This is a genomic window from Mesorhizobium captivum (assembly GCF_033977165.1).
Classification (GTDB): domain Bacteria; phylum Pseudomonadota; class Alphaproteobacteria; order Rhizobiales; family Rhizobiaceae; genus Mesorhizobium; species Mesorhizobium captivum.
On sequence record NZ_JAVIJB010000003.1, the window covers coordinates 111473 to 129498 of the forward strand.

17 protein-coding genes are annotated in these 18026 nt (G+C 64.9%); 9 read left to right on the plus strand and 8 right to left on the minus strand.

The annotated features are described in order from the left end of the window. Positions 1–51: 51 nt before the first annotated feature. Complete coding sequence (locus tag RFM40_RS04590) at positions 52–1608, minus strand: alkaline phosphatase family protein (RefSeq protein WP_320277200.1); 1557 nt, start codon at positions 1606–1608, stop codon at positions 52–54. A gap of 230 nt (positions 1609–1838) precedes the next feature. Between RFM40_RS04590 and RFM40_RS04595 the strand changes: the two genes are divergently transcribed. The 4 genes from RFM40_RS04595 to RFM40_RS04610 all read left to right on the plus strand — a co-directional run bounded on the left by RFM40_RS04595 (position 1839) and on the right by RFM40_RS04610 (position 4929). After that, on the plus strand, positions 1839–2771 hold the full coding sequence (locus tag RFM40_RS04595; protein ID WP_320277201.1) for a VOC family protein: 933 nt from the start codon (positions 1839–1841) through the stop codon (positions 2769–2771). Between the two features lie 4 nt (positions 2772–2775). After that, entirely contained in the window at positions 2776–3414 is a 639-nt protein-coding gene (locus tag RFM40_RS04600; protein WP_320224650.1) for an alpha/beta hydrolase, read from the plus strand. Then, a complete protein-coding gene (locus RFM40_RS04605) occupies positions 3407–3706 on the plus strand; it encodes a GNAT family N-acetyltransferase (protein WP_320224649.1) in 300 nt (99 codons plus the stop codon). Before RFM40_RS04600 ends, RFM40_RS04605 begins: the two co-directional genes overlap by 8 nt. Before the next feature lie 164 nt (positions 3707–3870). Continuing rightward, complete coding sequence (locus RFM40_RS04610; RefSeq protein WP_320277202.1) at positions 3871–4929, plus strand: dipeptidase; 1059 nt, start codon at positions 3871–3873, stop codon at positions 4927–4929. Positions 4930–5060: 131 nt separating this feature from the next. Here the strand turns inward: RFM40_RS04610 and RFM40_RS04615 are convergent, their stop codons facing one another. The 4 genes from RFM40_RS04615 to RFM40_RS04630 are packed head-to-tail and all read right to left on the minus strand — an operon-like array spanning position 5061 to position 9771. Then, positions 5061–5312, minus strand: coding sequence for a hypothetical protein (locus RFM40_RS04615; protein WP_320224647.1), 252 nt, complete (start codon positions 5310–5312; stop codon positions 5061–5063). A gap of 1 nt (position 5313) precedes the next feature. After that, on the minus strand, positions 5314–6549 hold the full coding sequence (locus tag RFM40_RS04620; RefSeq protein ID WP_320277253.1) for an aminomethyl transferase family protein: 1236 nt from the start codon (positions 6547–6549) through the stop codon (positions 5314–5316). A 41-nt stretch (positions 6550–6590) separates the two neighbouring features. Next, positions 6591–8165 carry a phytoene desaturase family protein gene (locus tag RFM40_RS04625; protein ID WP_320277203.1) on the minus strand — a complete coding sequence of 525 codons (1575 nt, stop codon included), beginning with the start codon at positions 8163–8165 and terminating at the stop codon, positions 6591–6593. Continuing rightward, positions 8152–9771: a phytoene desaturase family protein gene (locus RFM40_RS04630; protein ID WP_320277204.1), complete on the minus strand. Its 1620-nt coding sequence runs from the start codon at positions 9769–9771 to the stop codon at positions 8152–8154. The genes RFM40_RS04625 and RFM40_RS04630 overlap by 14 nt, the downstream gene beginning before the upstream one ends. Before the next feature lie 199 nt (positions 9772–9970). Between RFM40_RS04630 and RFM40_RS04635 the strand changes: the two genes are divergently transcribed. From RFM40_RS04635 to RFM40_RS04655, 5 genes are all read left to right on the plus strand, one after another. Continuing rightward, positions 9971–10765, plus strand: coding sequence for a methyltransferase domain-containing protein (locus tag RFM40_RS04635; protein WP_320272572.1), 795 nt, complete (start codon positions 9971–9973; stop codon positions 10763–10765). 6 nt (positions 10766–10771) lie between these two features. Further along, positions 10772–11458 (plus strand): transcriptional regulator BetI, encoded by a 687-nt coding sequence (gene betI, locus RFM40_RS04640; protein ID WP_430691639.1) that lies wholly within the window; start codon positions 10772–10774, stop codon positions 11456–11458. A gap of 64 nt (positions 11459–11522) precedes the next feature. Next, the gene (locus RFM40_RS04645; RefSeq protein ID WP_320277205.1) at positions 11523–12605 is read left to right on the plus strand and encodes an ABC transporter substrate-binding protein; all 1083 of its coding nucleotides are present in this window, start codon (positions 11523–11525) and stop codon (positions 12603–12605) included. Between the two features lie 114 nt (positions 12606–12719). After that, positions 12720–13796, plus strand: a complete 1077-nt coding sequence (locus tag RFM40_RS04650; protein ID WP_320224641.1) for an extracellular solute-binding protein — start codon at positions 12720–12722, stop codon at positions 13794–13796. Continuing rightward, complete coding sequence (locus RFM40_RS04655; protein ID WP_320277206.1) at positions 13793–15091, plus strand: flavin monoamine oxidase family protein; 1299 nt, start codon at positions 13793–13795, stop codon at positions 15089–15091. The genes RFM40_RS04650 and RFM40_RS04655 overlap by 4 nt, the downstream gene beginning before the upstream one ends. Here RFM40_RS04655 and RFM40_RS04660 read toward each other — a convergent pair. The 3 genes from RFM40_RS04660 to RFM40_RS04670 are packed head-to-tail and all read right to left on the minus strand — an operon-like array spanning position 15055 to position 17901. Next, on the minus strand, positions 15055–16128 hold the full coding sequence (locus tag RFM40_RS04660) for an ABC transporter ATP-binding protein (RefSeq protein WP_320224723.1): 1074 nt from the start codon (positions 16126–16128) through the stop codon (positions 15055–15057). The genes RFM40_RS04655 and RFM40_RS04660 overlap by 37 nt on opposite strands. 37 nt (positions 16129–16165) lie before the next feature. Beyond that, positions 16166–16987, minus strand: coding sequence for an ABC transporter permease (locus RFM40_RS04665; RefSeq protein ID WP_320272577.1), 822 nt, complete (start codon positions 16985–16987; stop codon positions 16166–16168). Further along, complete coding sequence (locus RFM40_RS04670) at positions 16984–17901, minus strand: ABC transporter permease (protein ID WP_320277207.1); 918 nt, start codon at positions 17899–17901, stop codon at positions 16984–16986. The genes RFM40_RS04665 and RFM40_RS04670 overlap by 4 nt, the downstream gene beginning before the upstream one ends. Between the last annotated feature and the right edge of the window lie 125 nt (positions 17902–18026).

Sequence of the window (18026 nt, forward strand, 5' to 3'; positions counted from 1 at the left end):
AGGGCAGTAGGGCAGTAGGGCGGCGCGTTCCGGACATACTGCCCTATTGCCTTACTGCCCTACTGCCCTTGCCACGTGTCCGACGACACCATCCTCCGTCAGTTCCGCCAGCGCCAGTGACTGGTCGAGATGCCTGGCGCGCCAGGCGAGCATCTTTTCGGCAAACTCCAGCCGCACCGGCAGATAGGCGGGGTCGTGCGCGACGTTGCTCAGTTCATCGGGATCCTTCGCGAGAGCGAACAGTAGCGGCGGCAGGCCGCCGCCGAAATGGACATATTTGAAGTCCTCCGTGCGGAGGACGGCCAGGTTGCAATCGCGCGAGCCGATGCCGAAGTGACGCTCGGCTTCGCTATCGGCGACCGAGCGGAAATCGAACTCCCAATGCGCGGCGTCACGCCAGTCGCCTGGCCGGTCACCGTCGAGCCACGGCATCAGCGACCTGCCGTCGAGATGCCGCTGCGGCGCAGCGCCGATCAGGTCGACCAGGGTCGGAAAGATGTCGACGGCTTCGGTGAAGCGGTCAACCGATGCGCCGGCAGTTGTTCCGCGGCTGGGGTCGCGGATGATCAGCGGAATGTGGTAGCTGGCGTCGAAGAAGCCGCCTTTGCCCAGCATGAAATGGTCGCCCATCATCTCGGCATGGTCGGAGGTGAGCACGATCACGGTGTTGTCCCAGGCGTCCGCCGCCTTCAGCGCTTGCCAGACGCGGCCGAGCTGGGCGTCGAGCTCGGAGATCATGCCGTAATAGATCGCGCGGATGCGACGGAAGTTTTCCTCGCTCCAGTCCGGCACCTTGCCCTCGATGCCGGGAATGAACTTTGTCCGCTTCTGCCGGCCGAGATCGTAGGCGAGATAGGGATGGCTTTCAGCCTCGGCCTGCCAGTTTGCGGCGCGCTGGAAAGCGGGGCCGTCAGCCGGGTCGTACATGGTGTTGTAGGGCTCCGGCACGATGAAAGGCGGGTGCGGGCTGATGAAGGAGATGTGGGCGAACCATGGCACGACCTGCTCCTGCTCGCCAAGCCAGCGGATGAACTCGCCGGCCAGGAAGGCGGTCGGCGTCTGGTCTTTCGAATAGACGGGCGGCGCGTTGGTCACGTCGCCACCGACCTTGCCTGGCCCGACTGCCGGACGATGGATGTCAGGGCTGCCCGCGCCGGCGTCGATGCCTTGCGCTTGGAGCCAGGACAGCCACTGTTTCTGATGCTCGGGCAGGGCCTGCCGAACGGTGAAGCCGGGCAGCACGCCCTCATAACTGCGCAGCCGCGGATCGTCGGCCGAGAGCTGGCGCGGATCAGGCGCGACATCGGTGTAGCCGAACAGCGTCGGGTCGTAGCCTGCCGCGCGCGCGGAAAGCGCGATGTTTCCGTGGCGGGCATCGAGCGGTGAGCCGTTGCGGCAGACGCGGTTGTTCATCTGGTAGAGGCCGGTATAGAGGCAGGCGCGGGCCGGCGAGCAAGGTGCGGCCCCGCCAAAGTGGCGCCGGAATAGCACACCCTCGGCGGCCAGCGCGTCGGCGTTGGGCGTTTTCACCACCGGATGGCCGGCCACCGACAGGCAATCGCCACGCCACTGGTCGCAAGTGATGAGGAGAACATTCGGGCGGCTCAATCGGTTGTCCAAAATGGTTCCACTCCAGAAGGCGTGCGGCACATGGAACCGAAATCCGTCGGCGTTGCAAGCCAGGCAATTTCATCGATCGGTGAACATGAGTCATCCAATCGTTCACTTTTATGACACAGTCTATTCTGTGTTTGCCCGCTTTGCCATCGTCGGGGCTATCCTCATATTGGCGTGGACAGCGGCAAGGGCCGCAGCAAGGATAGGGAAGGAGCATGATCATGCTCAATCAGATCAAAGGCCTGCATCACGTCACCTCGATGGCGAGCGATGCGCGCCGGAACAACGAATTCTTCACAAGGAAGCTCGGCCTGCGCCGGGTCAAGAAGACCGTCAATTTCGACGCGCCTGACGTCTATCACCTCTACTACGCCGATGAGTTCGGCACGCCGGGCTCGGTGATGACCTATTTCCCGTTCCCCGACATCGGCAAGGGCCGGCACGGGGTGGGCGAGGTCGGCACCACGGTCTTTTCCGTGCCCGAGGGCACGCTCGGCTATTGGGAAAAACGCTTCGCCGACGAGAGCGTGGGCAACGTTGCCCGCTCGACAAGCTTTGGCGAGAAGCGGCTCACCTTCACTGGCCCCGACGGCGACAGTTTTGCGCTCGTCGAGGACAAGGCCGACAGCAGAGCGCCCTGGGTAAAGGGCGGGGTGCCCGGCGACGAGGCGATCCGCGGCTTCCACTCGGTCGCGCTCAGGCTGAAGGACGGCGGCGCCACCGAGGAGCTGCTGAAGTTCATGGGCTATGAGGAAGTCGACAAGTCCGGCAACATCCGCCGGCTCGCGATCAAGAACGGCAACGGTGCCGACGTCGTCGACATCGAGTCGCTGCCCGGTGCCGGCTTCGCCAATCTCGGCGCCGGCTCGGTGCACCACGTCGCCTTCGCGGTCGAGGACCGCGCCAAGCAGCTCGAGGTGCGCAAGGCGCTGGTCGACACGGGCTACGGCGTGACGCCGGTCATCGATCGCGATTACTTCTGGGCGATCTATTTCCGCACGCCGGGCGGCGTGCTGTTCGAGGTATCCACCAACGAGCCGGGCTTCAACCGCGACGAGGACACCGCGCATCTGGGCGAAGCGCTGAAGCTGCCGACGCAGCATCAGCATCTGAGGCCCTATCTCGAACAGCACCTGCAGAAGCTGGAAGACTGACGCCATGAGCAAGGACGCCTATATCCACAAAGTGCTGCCCGGTTCGCCGGGCGGCCCACTGCTGTTCGTCTTCCACGGAACCGGGGCCGACGAGAACCAGCTCCTGTCCTTCGGCCGCGAGCTCGTGCCGCAAGCGACGATCGTGTCTCCTCGCGGCGACGTGTCCGAACAGGGCGCTGCCCGCTTCTTCCGCCGCACCGGCGAGGGCATCTACGACATGGACGACCTTGCGCGGGCGACGGCCAAGATGGCGGGCTTCGTCAAGGCGCATGTCGAGGCGGAAAAACCCTCGGCGGTGTTCGGCCTCGGCTATTCCAACGGCGCCAACATCCTGGCTTCAGTGGTGTTCGCGGAGCCAGGCCTGTTCAATGCCACGACGCTGATGCATCCGCTGATCCCGTTCGAGCCGGAGGTGCAGGGCAGCCTTGCCGGCCGCCACATCCTGATCACGGCCGGCAGGCGCGATCCGATCTGCCCGCCGACCCTGACGGCGCGGCTGGAAGCCTATTTGCGCGCCGACGGGGCCGATGTCACAGTGGAATGGCACGACGGCGGGCACGAGGTGCGGCCGAATGAAATCGAAGCGGCGCGGCGGCTATTCGCATCCGCGCCCGCCGGCGAAGGAGACAAGAACAATGGCTGACCAACTGCCCGAGATTGAACTGGAAGACCGCGGCTCCAAGGGGCGCTACGTGCTGCGCGGTCCCGGCGGCGCCGAGGCCGAGATGACCTTCACCAAGGTCGGCGAGCATCAGCTGATCATCGATCACACCGAGGTGCCGGATGTCTTCCGCGGCCAGGGCGCCGGGCTTTGGCTCGTCACCCGTGCCGTCGAGGACGCACGCGCCGCCGGCAAGAAGATCATCCCGCTCTGTCCCTTCGCCAACGCGCAATTCCGCCGCCATCCGGAATGGGCGGATGTATTGAAGCGGTAAGCGCGGCGTTCCTTTCTCCCACAAGGGGAGAAAGGAAAAAGCCACCCAGCCACAAACGCGAACACGCCACTGGCATTTGCGCAGTTCGGCCATCTTGCCTAAGTAGACAGATCAGCCGCGGATTCTCCCGCCCCCGATCTGCCACCTCAAAAGCGAATGGCCTGATGACCGAACCCGACCTCATTCCCGTTTTCGACGGCCACAACGACACGCTGCTCAGGCTTTACCAGTCGAAGGAAGCGGACGTCGAAAGGCTGTTCATCGAGGGCACGCCGGGCGGCCATATCGACCTGCCGCGCGCCAAAAAGGGCGGCTTTGCCGGCGGTATGTTCGCGATCTTCCCACCGCCGATCGAAAAGACCAAGCGCAGCGCCGTGCCGCCGGCGCCGAGCGACAACGAGCCCTTGCCGCCAGAACTGCCGCGCGCGGAGGCGATCACGTCGACCATCGGCATGGCCTCGATCCTGTTTCGGCTGGAGCGCGCCGGCGCGCTGACTGTGTGCCGCAGCGCCGGCGACGTGCGCGAGGCGATGGCGAAGGGTTCGATCGCGGCGGTCTTCCACATCGAGGGCGTCGAGGCGATCGATCCCGAGCTTGCCATGCTCGACGTGCTTCATGCCGCCGGCTTGCGTTCGCTGGGCATCGTCTGGAGCCGTCCAAATGCTTTCGGCAATGGCGTGCCGTTCCGCTTTCCCTCGTCGCCCGATACCGGGCCGGGGCTGACCGACGCCGGCAAGGCGCTGGTCAAGGCATGCAATCAGCTCAGGATGATGATCGACCTCTCGCATCTCAACGAGAAGGGATTTCGCGATGTCGCCGCGCTCAGCGATGCGCCGCTGGTCGCGACACACTCCAACGTCCACGCGATCTGCGGCCATTCGCGCAACCTGACCGACTGGCAGCTTGGCGCGATCCGCGAAACGGGCGGCATGGTCGGCCTGAACTTCGCCACCGGCTTCCTGCGCGAGGACGGCCGCATGAATGCCGATACCGGCCTCGACATCATGGTGCGTCATATCGATTCGCTCTTGCAGGCGCTGGGCGAGGACGGCGTCGGGCTCGGCTCCGACTTCGATGGCGCGATGATCCCGGCCGTCATCGGTGACGTCGCCGGCCTGCCCAAGCTGATCGACGCGCTCGCCGCGCGCGGCTTCGGGCGCGCGCTGATCGAGAAGATCGCCTATCGCAATTGGCTGAGTGTTCTGGAAAGGACCATCGGCTAGCCTACTCATGTGAAAGGGACAATCCTGGACGTTCGGGATTGGGGGCTAGAAGGCCCTTTTACGTCGTCATGTATGGACGGCCCCTCTTGCCCAAGAGGGGCCGTCCATACATGACGACTGCAGACGAAGCCCTAGGCACCCATACGCGTCAGCCATTCCTTGCCGACGCCGCGGTCGCGGATGATCGGCAGGGGATCCTCATGGTCGAGCCGGGCGCAGATGCGGTAGACCTCGAGCGTCTCGGCGTTTATCTCGCCGCGCTTGAAGAAGAACATCGCCGCCGCATAGCGGGTGCGGCCGGACCACATCCCGCCGAGCGGCGTGTTGACCAGCTGCCACTGCTCGGCAGCTTCCGCCTCCGCGTCCAGGTGCTCGCTTGCCATGTCAGAAATCCGCCGGCGGGTTGGCGGTGCGGCGGTCGAGCTTGATGAAGGGCCGCGGCACAACCTTCGCCCGCTTCATCAGCTTCTGGTACTGCAGCTCGCGCATGGCGTAGATCTCGACCCAGAGGTCGTCGACGATCGTGTCGCCATAGGGCCGCTGCAAAGAGGCGATGGCGATGTTGCGCTTGGCCATGGGCGACCACATCGCCGCGCTCACCAGTCCGACTTCCTGGCTTTTGCGGTAATAGACGATGGCGTGCTCGGCCGGGATGTTGCCTTCGATCTCCAGCCCGACCAGCACGTGGCGCAGCTTGCGCTTGGCCCTCGCCTCGAGGATGGCGCGGCGGCCGTTGAAGTGACCCTTGTCCGGATCGACCATGAAGCCGAGGCCGATCTCGTCGGGCATGCGCAGGCGGTCGGCGCGGATGGCGTGCTCGGACGTGGTGAAGTCGGCATTGGCGACGATCAGCCCGGCTTCGAGCCGGGCGCGGTTCAGCGCCTTGTAGCCGATGGCGCGGATGCCGCGCAGCTCGCCCGCCGCCATCAACCGGTCCCACAGGCTCAGCGCCTTGTCCGCCGGTACGAAAAGCTCGTAGCCGAGATCGCCGGTGAAGCCGGTGCGCGAGATGGTGAGGGTTCCGCCGTCATGCGCGAACTCGGCGAGGTCGAAGACCTTCAGCCGTTCGACGCCAGCGAAGCCCGCATCGCGCAGGATGGCGAAGGCGGTCGGTCCCTGCAGCGCCAGTCCGGCGACGGCCTCGGTCTCTTCCTCGACGCTCACCTCGTAGCCGATCGCGCTGTCGAGCAGCCAAGGCAGATGCCGCTCCTGCGAGCAGAGCCGAAAGCGCGTCGGCGACAGCCGGAACAGCGTGCCGTCGTCGAGGACAAAACCTTCGTCGTCGCACCAGGCGGTGTAGTGGACGCGGCCGGGTTTGAGCTTGGGCACGTCGCGCAGCGTGACACGGTCGAGATAGGCTTCGGCGTCCGGACCCTCGATCCGGTATTTCGTCATCGGCGAGATGTCGAACAACGCCGCCTGGCTGCGGATAGCGAAATATTCGAGCTCCTCGTCCCATAGCGAGTGCGGGGCGCGGTAGCCGGCCCAGTTGTACCAGTCGTTTGTCAGCGCCAGCGCGTCGATGCGCGGCTGGAAGGGTGTGCCCAGCCGAAGCGTGCGGAAGTGGGATTGGGCGGCGAGGCGGGCTGTTGACGGCTTGATCGTGGGATGATGGTTCATAGCGCCGTAGAGCTCGGCTTTGGCGGTTTGCGACCTCATCGTCACCCCCTCATCGCGATGATGCGGCGCGCGGCGTTGAGGCCGGGCGCGCCGGAGACGCCGCCGCCCGGATGCGAGCCGGCGCCGGCAAGGAACAGTCCTTCGAGCGGCGTGTCGTAGCCCGACCAGCCGGAGACCGGCCGCGACATCAGCATCTGGTCGGCCTGCAGCTCGCCATGGTGCCAATGGCCGCCGGGTATGCGGTAGCGCGCCTCGATGTCGGCCGGCGTCAAAAGCTCGGCGTGGCGCACCGTCAAGCCGATGCCCGGCGCATAGGCTTCGAGCTGCGTCATGATTGCGTTCAGAAATTGCGGCTTGCCGGCGGTCCAGCCCTGTTTCAGCGCATAGGGCGCGTATTGCACCACCGCCGAGAGCACGCAGGCGCCGGAAGGCACGAGCGAGGAATCGACAAGGCTGGGCAGCGTGATCTCCATCACCGGCTCAGGTGAGAACTCGCCATATTTCGACGGGTTGAAGGCGCGCTCGACATGGTCGGGCGAAGGGGCGATGACCAGCCGGCCCTTGTGGCCGGCGGCATCGACGCCCGTAAATTGCGGCGGCCGGTCGAGCGCCAGATGGAGCTTCGCCGCATCGCCCTTCATGCGGATGTTCTTCACCTTGCGCACGAAACCGGTATCGACTTCGCGCGGGCCGACGAGATCGAGGATCGTGGTCGCCGGGTTGATGGCGGAGACGACGGTTCTTGCCCGCAATGTTTCGCCGCCCCGCGTGACGACGCCGACGGCGCGGCCTTTCTCGACGATGACCTTGGCGGCCGGCGATGCCGCGTGGATCGTAACCCCTGCCTTTTCCGCCGCCGAGTGAATAGCGGCTACGACGGCGCCCATGCCGCCTTTCGGCTGTATCTGCGCGCCGGCGAGGCCGCCGATCTCACCGGCCAGCCGGTAGTAGAGGCCGAGCAGCGAGGTCGGTGAACGCGGCCCGAGATGGCTGCCGAGCGTCGCGTCGAAGGCAAGCAGGCCCTTCAGCCTGTCGTCGGAAAGCTGCTCATCGAGCAGGTCGTAGACATTCATCAGGAGCACGCGCAGGAAGTCGCGCATGTCTTCCCTGCCGAGCCTCTTCAGCGCCAGCGCGGTCTGGCCGAGCCCGGTCATTTCGGCGAGCGATATGCCGGCAAGGTCCGGCGGCCGGCGCGACAGGAAAGGTTTAAGCACCCCGGCGTAACGCAGCAGCTGCGCGCGCAGCGCCTTCCAGGCGGACTGTTCGGAAGGGCTTGCGCCCGTCAGCACCTCGCCATAGGCGCCGTGCAGCACCAGCGGACCGTCCTTAGACAAAGCGACCGACGGCACGAAATCGCCGCGCTCGACCGTCAGCCCATGCCGCTCCAGCTCCAGCGTCCTCACCACATCGGGATGCAGGCGGTTGAGCAGATGGGCGACCGCGGAGACGCGGAAGCCAGGCGCGCATTCCTCGGTGCGCGCTGCGCCGCCAACCTCGTTGCCGGCCTCGAGCAGCAGCACCTTGCGTCCCGATTTCGCCAGCGTGGCGGCGGCGACAAGGCCATTGTGGCCGCCGCCGATGACGATGGCGTCCCAGTTCACTTCAGATGACGTCATGGGCCGGGCTCATATGCAGGATTGGCTTGGCAAGGTCGCGCAGGATCTCGGCGGCGGCGTTGCGTCCGGGCGCGCCCATGACGCCGCCGCCAGGATGGGTGGAGGAGCCGCACATATAGAGCCCGCCGACGGGCGAGCGGTATTGCGAGTAGCCTGGCACCGGGCGGTTGAAGAGCAACTGGTCGAAGGTGAGCTCGCCCTGAAAGATGTTGCCTTCAGTGAGGCCGACCTCTGCCTCGATCTCGCGCGGCGTGCGCACTTCCATATGGACGATGCGGTCGCGGAAGCCGGGTGAGTAGTCGGTGATCTGCGCGATCACGCTTTCGGCGAAGCCGTCGCGATCGGCGTCGGTCCAGTCCGCCCCCCCGATCTTGGGCGGCGCGTATTGCACGAAGCAGCTCATGAAATGTTTTCCCGGCGGCGCCATGGTCGGGTCGAGCGTGGTCGGGATCACCATGTCGAGGAAGGGGTCGGCCGACCAGCGCCCGGCCTTCCAGTCGTCATAGGCGCGCTCCATGCGCTCGATGGAATCGGTGAAATGCATGTCGGCGCGATAGACCGGCGAATCCTTGGGCAAGGCCGGGAATTCGGGAAGCGAATCGAGTGCGATGTTGACCTTGCCGGACGAGCCGCGGATCTTGAAGTTCCTGACGCGGCGCAGGAAGATATCGGGCAGCTCCTTTTCCTCGACCAGCTTCAGGAAGGTCCGCTTTACGTCGGCGTTGGAGATGACGAGCTTGGCGTAGACCTCTTCGCCGCCGGCGAGCACGACGCCTCTCGCCTTGCCGTTCCTGATCAGCACATGGTCGACCGCGGCGCCGGTGCGGATGGTGCCGCCCGAGGCGCTGAAGGAGGCGGCCAGCGCCTTGGTGACGGCGCCCATGCCGCCGCGCGCATAGCCCCAGGCGCCGACCGAACCGTCGACCTCGCCCATATAGTGGTGGAGGAGCACATAGGCCGTGCCGGGCGACATCGGCCCGAGCGCGGTGCCGATGATGCCGGAGAGTGCGAAGTTCGCCTTGATGACGTCGGTCTCGAAATATTCGTCGAGGAAATCGGAGATCGACATCGTCCAGAAGCGCAGTGTCAGCGCCATTTCCTGGGCGGAGAGACCGGCGAATTTCTTGCCGAGATAAAGCAGTTCGCCGAGGTCGCGCGGCTTGAGGCTGGTGGGGTCGGGCGCGGTGCGCATCAAAAGCGGCTGGATGAACCGGCACTGCCTGGTGACGTCGCGCGAATAGCGGTCATAGGCCTCGGCGTCGCGCTTGGAGAAGCGGGCGAACTCGCGGCGGTGCGCGTCATGATCGCGGTAGTTGGCGAGATAGTCGCCGTCGCGCGTGAACACCGCGCCGCCTTCGTAGGAGATCACTTGCAGGCCGAAGCGCGGCAGTTCCAGGTCACGCATGATCTCAGGCCGGAACAGCGAGCAGACATAGGAGCAGTTGGAGTAGAGGAAGCCCGGCGTCAGCTCGCGGCTGGTGGCGGCGCCGCCGACCCAGTCGTTCTTCTCCACCACCAGCACGTCGAGCCCGGCGCGCTGCAGATAGCAGGCGTTGACCAGCCCGTTGTGGCCACCGCCGATGACGATCGCGTCCCACGTCTTCATGCGCGCTCACCCTCCGTTCGCCGGCCTTCTTTTTTGCGTGATCTTGGCCCTGGTTGCCCGAATTTGGCACGGCTAACAGTTTATTGTCCAGCCATTTTGAATGAATGTTCAACAAATGGTGTTGCGTTTTTCCGTTGATGCGCTACGCTTTGCTAGCATTCTGGATTGGGCCACTTCGGCTTTTGGGGCTAAAGATCCGATGATCGAAACGGCTGACGCCGAGCCGGAATATGACGATACCGCCATCCGCTTCCTCGCGGCGCTCTGGGGCGACGGCTATCTGTCGCCGGGCGGTCCGGCAGAAGTCGACCGCGTGGTCGAAGGTCTGTCGCTCAAGGGCAAGACGATCCTCGATATCGGCTGCGGCGCCGGCGGCATCACGCTGCATCTGGCGGTGCGGCACGGCGCGGCGCATGCCACCGGCTTCGATGTCGAAAAGCCGGTGATCGAGGCGGCGAGGCGAAGGGCGGCCATGCGCGGTCTCCAAGACCGCGTCCGCTTCGTCCAGGCGCCGCCGGGACCACTGCCGTTCACGGATGCTGCCTTCGATGTCGTCTTCTCGAAGGACGCGCTGCTTCATGTGGCCGACAAAGACGCGTTGTTCGCCGAGATTTTCCGCGTGCTGAGGCCGGGCGGCGTCTTCGCCGCGTCGAACTGGATGATCGCGCATGACGGCGAGCCGTCTCCGGAGATGAAGGCTTATACAGCGGCGGAAGGCTTGTCGTTCGCAATGGCCTCGCCGGCGCGCTACGCCGAGGCGATGCGGCGCGCCGGCTTCTCGGACATTGCCGTTCGCGACCGCAATCCATGGTACCGCGAGGTCGCGCGGGAAGAACTCGCACGCCTCAAGGGGCCACTCTATGAGCCGGTCGCCGCCGCGGTCGGCGCGGCCTATTTCGACAAGAACATCGGGACCTGGGAGGCGATGCAGAAGGTGCTTGACAGTGGGGAGCACCGCCCCACTCATCTGCGCGGTTGGAAGCCGGTTGGATAGCCGGCAATGCTGGAGACCGTCACACCCATGAAGACTGTAGAGTCCAGGGACAACGCTTCCGAACCGGCGCGAAAAGCAGACGCGGAGAAGCGCGGGCGCAAGGCGTCGAAAGAGGTCAGGCAGCTCCAGCTGATCGAAGCGACGATCGATTCGCTCGCCAAGCGCGGCTATGCGGAGACGACGATGGCCGATGTCGCCGACGGCGCCGGGTTGTCGCGCGGCATCGTCAACTTCCATTTCGAGAGCAAGGAAAAGTTGCTCGTCGCCACGCTGCAGTACATGTATGACGAGTATTCGGCGCATTGGCGCGCCGCCTTGCAGAAGGCCGGTGACGATCCGGCCCGGCAGCTGCAAGCGCTGGTGTGGGCCGACTTCGACCGCTCGATCTGCAACAAGCGCAAGCTCGCCGCCTGGTGCGCCTTCTGGGGCGAGGCCAAGTCGCGGCCGACCTACCAGGCGCTGAGCAGTTCGCGCGACGCTTACTACCAGCAGGTCTTCGTCGACCTCTGTGCGACGCTGAAGCAAAGCGGCGGCTACGCCTATGAGCCTCAGGTCATGGCCCTGGCGCTTAGCGCCATGCTCGAGGGCCTGTGGCTGCGGCTGATGATGGGGACGGAGGACACCACGCGCGAAACGGCGCTGCAGGCGGCCAACGCCTTTTTGGCGGCCGCCTTCCCAAAACATTACGGTTAGCAACAGCCGGCCGCCAATACCGGCATGAAACAAGACCGGCAAGACCAAAAGAGGATGGAACAGCATGAAGAAACTCAGCCGACGCCTCACGTTGACATTGGCGCTCACCGGCGCGCTGGCGGCCTTGGCGGCGGCGTTCGCCGTCGCCGCCGACAAGGAGCTGATCGTGTTCGACTGGTCCGGCTATGAGGATCCGAGCTTCCATCCGAAATATGTCGAGAAGGACGGCGACTCGCCGACCTTCGCCTTCTTCGGCGACGAGGACGAGGCATTCGAAAAGATCCGCTCCGGCTTCAAGGCCGACCTCGGCCATCCCTGCTCGCAGAGCGTGGTGAAGTGGCGCGAGGCGGGGCTGCTGCAGCCGCTCGACACCTCGAAGATCGCCGGCTGGAAGGATCTCAATCCCGGCATCATGGCGATGAAGGATCTTGCCACGACATCCGACGGCAAGGCCTGGTTCATGCCGTGGGACTGGGGCGACACGCAGCTCACCTACAATTCCGACAAGATCGCCGAGAAGGACGTGCAGTCGCTGAAGGCCTTCGCCGATCCGAAGTACAAGGGCAGGGTCTCGATCGGCGACAATGTCGACGACGCCTATGCCCTGGCCAGCCTCGCCATCGGACTCAAGGACTGGACCAAGATGACGGACGAGCAGTTCAAGCAGGCGTCCGACTTCCTGCGCCAGGTGCACAAGAACGTGCGCTCCTACTGGACCGACACCACCGACATCGTGCAGCTGTTGAGCGGCGGCGAGGTTGATCTCGCCTGGGCCTGGAACGACGCCACGGTGCAGTCGGTCGCGGCCGGCGTGCCGATCAAATCCAGGAAGGACACCGACGAGGGCATGTCGACCTGGGTGTGCGGCTATGTGCTGTTCAAGGACGCGCCAGGCAACGTCGACAAGGCCTATGATTACCTCAACGCCGTCAATGATCCGGAAGTCGCCAAGGTGCTGGTCAAGGATTGGGGCTACGGCCAGGCCAACGCCAAGGGCATGGCCGGCGTCGACCAGGCGGTGCTTAAGGAAAAGGGCTACGACAATGTGGAAAAGTGGGTCGACAAGACGCTGTTCCAGCAACCGCTGCCTTCCGAGCTCAAGCTGAAGATGATCGCCGAGTTCGAGAAGATCAAAGCCGGCTATTGAGCTTTGCTTCAATGCCCGCATGCTCCGCAGCGAAGCGGAGCGGGTGGGCTCGTCAAAGCTTCTGAATTCTCTTAACTTCCAGCGATGCGTTTGCGACGGGGGAGTTCTCGCGCCATGACATCCATGCTTCGCCGCCTTGCCTTGGCTGCCGTCGTCACCATCGGCGCCGGCGCCGCCTTTGCGCTTGCCGAGGGCGGCGGCGACCTCGTGGTTTTCGACTGGTCGGGCTACGAAGATCCGCTGCTGCATCCGGCCTATACCGCCAAATACGGGGCCGAGCCGAGCTTCTCCTTCTTCGGCGACGAGGACGAAGCCTTCGAGAAGATGCGCGCCGGTTTCAAGGCCGACATCGCCCATCCCTGCTCGCAGAGTGTTGTGAAGTGGCGCGAGGCCGGCCTGCTGCAGCCGCTCGACACTTCCAGGATTGCCGGCTGGAAGGATCTCAATCCGGGCATCATGGCGATGAAGGACCTCGCCACCACCGCCGACGGCAAGGCCTGGTTCATGCCTTTCGACTGGGGCAACACCTCGCTGCTTTATCGCACCGACAAGGTGACGGCGGACGAGGCGCAGTCGCTGAAAATCTTCGCCGATCCCAAGTTCAAGGGCCGCGTCACCATCGGCGACAATGTCGACGATGCCTATGCGCTGGCGAGCCTCGTCATCGGGCTGAAGGACTGGACCAAGATGACCGACGAGCAGTTCAGCCAAGCTTCCGCCTTCCTGCGCGACGTGCACAAGAACATCCGCTTCTACTGGACCGACGACACCGACCTCAACCAGGCCTTCACCGGCAACGAGGTCGATCTGGTCTGGGGCTGGAACGAGACCTATGTGACGCTGAAAGGGCAAGGACTGCCGATCGAGATGAACCGCAACACGAGGGAAGGCCTGTCGACCTGGGTGTGCGGCTATGTGCTGATGAAGGACGCGCCGGGCAAGCTCGACCAGGCCTACTATTTCCTCAACGCCGTCAACGCGCCCGATGTTTCGGAGTATATGGTGAAGACCTTCGGATACGGCCACGGCAACAGCGCCGGCATGGCGGCGATGGACCAGAAGCTGCTCACCGAACGCGGCTTCGACAATCTCGACAAGTTCCTCGACAAGACGCTGTTCCAGCAGCCGGTGGCGCCCGAGCTCAAGCAGCGGATGGTCGCCGAGTTCGAGAAGATCAAGGCCGGCTATTGAGCAGCAGAACCGAAACGACCGATGTTGCCATCATCGGCGCCGGCTTCACCGGCCTGTCCGCCGCGCTCGAACTGAAGCGCGCCGGGATCGATTTCCTTGTCCTGGAAGCGCGCGATCGTGTCGGCGGGCGCGTGGAGGCCGTGCGAAACGGACTCGGCGAGCTGGTCGACAGCGGCGGCCAGTTCCTGTGCGAAGACATGCCCGAGGTGATGGCGCTGGCGAAGGCGCGCGGCAAGACATTCGTCGAGACCTATGTCGAGGGCGAGTTCATCACCCATCCGCGTATGTCGGCTTCGAGGGGCGAGCTCATGTATCACGCCTCGATGGCGATCCGCGACCGCATGAACAGTATCGAGCCGGACGATCCGGCGATCGCCGGCTTGAGCGTCGCCGACTGGCTCGAACGCCAGGAAGACCCGGCGGATGCCAAGGCGGGCTTTCGCTCGTTGATCGAGGGCCTGTGGTGCCTGGCGTTGGATAAGGTGCCGCTCTGGCACCTGATCGACAACGACCGGCGCATCACCAACGAGGTGCCGGAGCTGCAGTACTCATTGCGCGAAACCATGCAGTCGCTCGCCGACGATCTGGCGGGCTATCTCGGCGACCGGCTGCGGCTCAGTCAGCCGGCGACGCGCGTCGAGCATGCGCGCGAGGGCGTTCGTGTCGCCACGGCAAGCGGCACTATCGAAGCGCGCGCGGTGCTGATTGCGCTGCCACCGGCGACAGCTGCCAAGCTTGACTTCGCGCCTGCCCTGCCGCCCGCCCTGGCGAAGGCATTGGGCGTCTGGGAGAGCGGTGCGGTGATCAAGATCCTGGTGCGCTACGAGAAGCCATTCTGGCGCGAGCGGGGTTTGAGCGGCATGGTTATGTGGCGCGATCTGCCGGGGCTGTTTGCCTGCGACGCCAGCAAGGATGCGGGGCACGCCGCGCTCACCGTCTTCGTCGGCGGGCCGCGTGCATTGCGCTGGCGTGAGTTGGGCGAGGCGGCATTGCGTGCGGAGGTGACGGCGAGGCTTGTCGACGCGCTCGGCCCGGACGCGGCCGACATGCTCGATTTCAATCAGCGCGACTGGACGCACGACCGCTGGAGCGGCGGTGCCTACAGCGATCTCATCGTCGACGTGACGGCGAGGAACGCCGAGCGCATCATCCTTGCCGGCGCGCTGCCCGTCCATTTCGCCGCTTCGGAACTGTCGCCGTCATTTCCGGGCTATGTCGAGGGTGCGATCGTGGCCGGCCGCATCGCTGCCCGGAAGATTCAGTCCGCCATCGCGACAAGGGCCTCGGGATCGTAGGCGAGGCGGATCGGCGCGCCGACGGGAATGTCGTCGGCGCCGAAATCATTGGTCTCGGTCACCGAGAGCGGCTTTTCCAGTCCTGGGATCTCGACGATCAGATGCGTGATCTCGCCGAAATAGTGGCGCTCGACCACCTTGCCGGCGACCTCGAACTTCGCCGTCGCATTGTCCCACAGCACGCGCAGCCGCTCCGGGCGGATGCCGAGCGTGGCTACGCCGCCATTGCGCGCGAAGGCCTTCGGCTTGTCGGTCTTGACACGGCCGAAGCCGAGCGTGTCGAGCACCAGCGACGCGCCGTTCTCCTCGACGATCTCGGCCTTGACGAAGTTCATGCCGCCGAGGAAATCGGCTACCTGGCGGTTGACCGGGCGCTGGTAGATCTCCTTCGGCGAGGCGACCTGCGCGATGCGGCCGCCGAACATCACGGCGATGCGGTCCGACATGGCCAAAGCCTCATACTGGTCGTGCGTGACCAGCACGAAGGTGATGCCGACCGCCTGCTGCAGCCGGCGCAGCTCGACCTGCATCTGCTCGCGCAGCTTCTTGTCGAGCGCCGAGAGCGGCTCGTCGAGGAGCAGCACCTTGGGTCGCATCACCAGCGCGCGGGCGAGCGCCACGCGCTGGCGCTGGCCGCCGGAGAGCTCGGTGGCGCGGCGCTTGCCGAGGCCGGTCAGCGACACCTGCGCCAGCGCCTCCTCGACCCGGCGCTTTTCCTCGCCGCCCTGCAGCTTCAGACGCTTCAGGCCGTAAGCGACATTCTGCTCCACATTCAGGTGCGGGAAGATTGCATAGCTCTGGAACACCATGTTGGTCGGCCGCCGGTTGGCGGGAATGCCGTCCATCGGCTGACCGTCCACGGCGATCGAGCCGCTGGTCGGCGTGTCGAAGCCGGCGATCATGCGCAGCAGCGTGGTCTTGCCGCAGCCGGAAGGACCAAGCAGCGAGAAGAACTCGCCCTCGCGGATGCTGAGCGATGCATCGTCCAGCGCCTTGAAGGCGCCGTAGCTGCGCGTGACCTCGCGGATCTCGATCATGGTGCGATCTGATTGGGTGCGCTCCGATTGGACCCGCTCAAGCATAGAGGCCTCCCTCGTTCTGGGTGCGTCTCGCCGCGCGGCGGCGCAGGATTTCGGCAACGGCCATCAGCACGAAGGACGCCACCAGCAGCAAGGTGCCGAGCGCCAGCACGCCGGGGAGTTTTGCCGCGAAGCGCAACTGCCCCCAGATGTAGATCGGCAGCGTCGCCTCGGTGCCGGTCAGGAAGAAAGCGATGATGAATTCGTCGAGCGAGATGGTGAAGCAGACGAGCAGGCTGGAGATGATCGCCGGCGCGACCATTGGCAGCGTCACGCGCCGGAAGGTGCCGAAGGCGCTCTCGCCGAGATCGGCGGAAGCCTCCTCCAGGCTGCGATCAAAGCCTTCGAAACCGGAGGTCAGCACCGTCATCGAATAGGGGATGCAGACCAGCACATGACCGAGCACGACGGTGAACAGCGACAGGCTCAAGCCAAGCTGCAGCATGACGAGCAGCATCGAGATGGCGACGATCACCTCGGGCAGCACCAGCGGCGCCATGATCAGCCCATTGATGGTGCGTCGGCCGGGATAGCGGTAGCGGGTGATCGAGCGGGCAGCGAGGATGCCGAGCACGGTCGACAGGATCGAGGCCGAGACACCGACAGCCAAGCTGTTCCAAGTCGCGTCGATCAGCGCCGGCGTGCGCGGCAGGTCCTCATACCAATGGAGCGTGACGCCGGAGAGCGGGAATTTCGGCGTTGCTGCCGTATTGATCGAAAAGATCGGCAGGAAGATCACCGGCAAATAGAGGAAAAGGATGTAGAGCGCGGCGTAACTCGACAGCCATCCCGGCAGGAAACGTCTGATCGCCGTCATCGCGCCAGCCTCTGCAGCGCCCGGATGACCAGCACCGTGGCGCCGGCCATCAGCGAGACGATGACCATGGTGGTGACCGAGAGCGCAGCACCCAGCGGCCAGTTCGACGCCTTGCCGAACTGCGCCTGGATGGCGTTGGCGATCATGACGCCGTCCTTGCCGCCGACCAGCTTCGGCGTGACATAGTCGCCGACGGTCGGGATCATCACGATGAGCGCGGCCGAAATCACACCCGGCGCTGACAGCGGCAACGTCACGCGGAGGAAGGAGCGCAGCGGCCCGTCGCCGAGATCGGTCGCCGCTTCGACCAGCGTGCGGTCGACCTTCTCCAGCGAGACGAAGATCGGCAGGATGGCGAAGGTCGCCCAGGCATGTGTGAGCGTGATGATGACGGCGCTGGAATTGTAGAGCAGCGCCGTCGACGGCTCGTCGATGATGCCCAGCCCCATCAGGCCGGAATTCAGCACGCCGTTATAGCCGAGGATCACCTTCCACGACATCACGCGCAAAAGGTAGCTGGTCCAGAACGGGATGGTGATGAGGAACAGCCACAGGCTCTTGTGGCGGCCGCCGTGGAAGGAAATGAAATAGGCGATCGGGTAGGCGAGAGCCACAGTGAGCAGGCTGACCGTCAGCGAGATGTAGAGCGAGCGCCAGAGCAGGTCGCGGTAGATCGGCTCGGTCAGCGCGATCCGGTAGTTCTCCAGCGTGAAGGTGTGGTCGATGGTGAGGTAGTCCTGCGTCCAGAAGGAATGGGCGATGACGACCAGGATCGGCAGGACGAGAAGGATAAGCGCGTAGAGGAAGGTCGGGCTTATCAGCGCAAAGCCTTGGGCGGCTTCCGATTGCAGAAGGGGACTTCGTCTGGCTCCCGCCATGGTGAGCGGGGGCGACCCTTCCGCCGCCGCCGTCATTGCAGCGCTCCGGGCGTGATTGCGGTTGCTGGCTCGGACTGTCCCGCCATTCGGCCTTCCCATTAACCGGCGCCGTGTTCCCAAATTCTTATGCCTGGAGCGATCGCGCCCTAGCTTGCCGGCTT